Below are 2,978 nucleotides of genomic sequence, written 5' to 3'. Positions count from 1 at the left end.
GCCTTGTCGTCGGTCCCGGACCATGCCCTTGCACATTTGTACTTTGGATTTGTCGAGATACTCACCAAGCGCGCCGCGGAGGGCGTCGCCGAATGTGAATATGCGTTGACGTTGGATCGAAATCTCGCCTTCGCCCATGCCTTTATCGGTCTTGGAAAGATTCTTATCGGTCGCGCCGAAGAATCAGAGGCTCACGTTGTCGAGGCCTTGCGCCTCAGTCCGCGCGATACGTTGGCATACGTCTGGATGACTTACGCGGGCATGGCGAAGAACCAGCTTGGCAGTTGGGAGCAGGCGGTCGCGTGGTTTCGGCGGGCGATCGAGGCCAACCGAAATTTTCCGCTTGCATATTTTCACTTGGTCGCCGCGCTCGCGCAGCTTGATCGACTTGATGAGACGCATTCCGCAGTCAAGGCCGGCCTCGCGCTCAACCCCGACTTCACTCTTTCCCGCGCCCGCGCCGCCTGGACGGCGCAGAGCGACGACCCGACTTATCTAGCCGGGCTTGAGCCTGTTTTTGAAGGCATGCGCAAGGCCGGGGTCCCCGAGCAATGACCGCGGCCCGCCGCCTCGCCGCGATCCTCGCCGCCGACGTCGTCGGCTACTCGCGACTCATGGGCGAGGACGAGGCGGGGACGGCGCTTGGCGTTCGGGAGCATCGCGAGGCGGCGCGCCCAATCATAGCAAGCCTCGGCGGGCGCATCGTCAAGACGACGGGCGACGGCCTGCTGTTGGAGTTTCCGTCGGTCGTCGCCGCCGTCGAATGCGCGATTGCGATCCAGAAGCTGATGGTCGAGCGCAACGCCGGGACGGCCAAATCCAAGCGCGTCGTCTACCGCATCGGCGTCAATCTCGGCGACGTGCTGGTCGAGGGCGACGACATTCTCGGCGACGGCGTCAACATCGCGGCGCGGCTGGAGGGGATTTGCGAGCCGGGCGGCATTTTGATCTCGGGCGCGGCCTATGACCACGTGCGCGGCAAGATCGATGCGGATTTCGTCGATCTCGGCGACCAGGACCTCAAGAACATCGCGCGGCCGGTGCGTGTCTATGCGGTCAGGACGGGCTCGGAACGCCCTGCGCCCACGCCGTCCCCCTCCGAGGCGAACAGGCAACGGCCACCGCGCCTCTCGATGGTGGTCCTGCCCTTCGCCAATATCGGCGGCGATCCGGAGCAGGATCATTTTGTCGACGGGGTCACGGAGAGCCTGACGACCGACCTTTCACGCATTCGCGGCTCGTTCGTGATCGGGCGCAACACCGCATTCACCTACAAGGGCAAGGCCGTCGATCTGAAGCAGATCGGGCGCGAGCTGAACGTCCGCTATGTGCTGGAGGGCAGCATCCAGCGCGGCGGAACCCGCATGCGCGTCAACGTTCAGCTCATCGACGCCGAGACGGGCAATCATCTCTGGGCCGAGCGGTTCGACAAGCCTCTCGCCGATCTCTTCGACATGCAGGACGAAATCGTCGCGCGCCTGGCAAACGCGCTCAACACCCAGCTCGTCGCCGCCGAGGCGCAGCGCGCGGAACAGGCGCCGAATCCCGATTCGATGGACCTCTATTTTCAGGGGAGGGCTTGGCTCAACAAGGGTACGACCCCTGCCATTTTCGCGGAAGCGCTTCGCTTTTTCGATCGCGCTCTATCGGCCGATCCCAACAACGTCGACGCGCTCAATGGATCGGCGGCAGCGGACGCGATCGCAGGCGCAAGCGCCTTTGTCGCCAATCCCATGGCGGCCTTCGCGGAGGCCGAAGCGAGATTGTCCAAAGCCCTAACGTTGGTCCCAGACCATCCACGTGCACATATGTACTTGGGACTTGTCGAAATATGGACGAAGCGCGCTGTGCAGGGCATCGCCGAATGCGAGCATGCGTTGGCGCTGGATCGAAATCTCGCCAGCGCCCATCACTTTATCGGACTTGGAAAGATTATTGTCGGTCGCGCCGCGGAAACCGAGGCTCACATTAGCGAGGCCCTGCGGCTCAGTCCGCGCGATACGTTGACTTATGTTTGGGTGAGCCACGCGGGCCTAGCGAAGCTCCACCTCGGAAGCTACGAGCAGGCAGTCGGGTGGTGTCGGCGGGCGATCGAGGCCAACCGAAATTATCCGCAGCCGCATTTTGTGTTGGGGGCCGCGTTGGCGCGGCTTGGTCGTCTGGACGAGGCGCATTCCGCAGTCAAGGCCGGCCTCGCGCTCAACCCGGTCTTTACGGTCTCCCGCGCCGGCACGCTCTGGACGGCGACGAGCGACGATCCGACGTACCTTGCCCAGCTCGAGCCCATTCTCGAAGGCCTGCGCAAGGCCGGGGTCCCCGAGTGATGAGGGTTAGGAAAGCGGCGTAGGTCAGTGTGGAGGTTCGTGAATCGCATTAAGGTCATTGCGTCGGTTGAACGTCGCCGCCGTCGGCGCGTCGGTTGCCTGCGCTGCCGCATGGGCTTTGGCGATCTCCGTCGCCATAGATTGTCGACTTCAAAAGTCGAGGAGGAATCGTGGATGATTTTCTGACCTTGGAGAACCGACATACCGGAGAAATTTTGCGGATGCGTCGAGAGCGCGACGCCGAGGGACAGGTCGTATTGGCGCTCGATGGCTCGCTGCCTCCGCACATGAATGGGCCGCCGCCTCATGTGCATTTCCAACAGCGGGAGGAAGGGAGGGTGAGGTCGGGATCTCTTGGCGTCCAGGTCGGAAGTGAAAAGTCTGTTGTGCCCGCAGGAGGGACTGCGGCCTTTCCCCAAGGCGTCGTCCATACTTGGTGGAACGCTGGGGACGATCCAGTAGAGATTAGCGGGCATGCGATTCCGGCTGCGGACTTGGATCGCTACCTCCAGGCGGTATTTGCTGTCTTGAACGCAAGTGCATCAGGTAGGCCGTCGCTCTTCTACATGGCTCATATTGCCCTTCGGCATCGGCACACACAGGGGTTCATGACGCCCCCCTTGCCGATTCAGCAGATCGTTTTTCCGCTGGTTC

General features: G+C 62.6%; 3 protein-coding genes. All 3 read left to right on the top strand.

What is annotated here, in order from left to right; all coding sequences use genetic code 11:
- On the top strand, positions 1–555 hold a 555-nt coding region (locus ACLP25_RS06745; RefSeq protein ID WP_442468449.1), incomplete at its 5' end, for a tetratricopeptide repeat protein.
- Complete coding sequence (locus ACLP25_RS06740; RefSeq protein WP_442468448.1) at positions 552–2,324, top strand: adenylate/guanylate cyclase domain-containing protein; 1,773 nt, start codon at positions 552–554, stop codon at positions 2,322–2,324. The genes ACLP25_RS06745 and ACLP25_RS06740, both read left to right, overlap by 4 nt.
- A 170-nt stretch (positions 2,325–2,494) precedes the next feature.
- The coding region (locus ACLP25_RS06735; protein ID WP_442468447.1) for a cupin domain-containing protein at positions 2,495–2,978 on the top strand (484 nt) is incomplete at its 3' end.

Source organism: Roseiarcus sp., from assembly GCF_052145395.1.
In the GTDB taxonomy this organism is placed as follows: domain Bacteria; phylum Pseudomonadota; class Alphaproteobacteria; order Rhizobiales; family Beijerinckiaceae; genus Roseiarcus.
This window is presented reverse-complemented; position numbering and strand designations above follow the sequence as displayed.

Excerpts from the sequence above, each read along its gene's own strand:
- ACLP25_RS06740 (WP_442468448.1), top strand. The coding sequence starts at position 552 with ATGACCGCGGCCCGCCGCCTCGCCGCGATCCTCGCCGCCGACGTCGTC.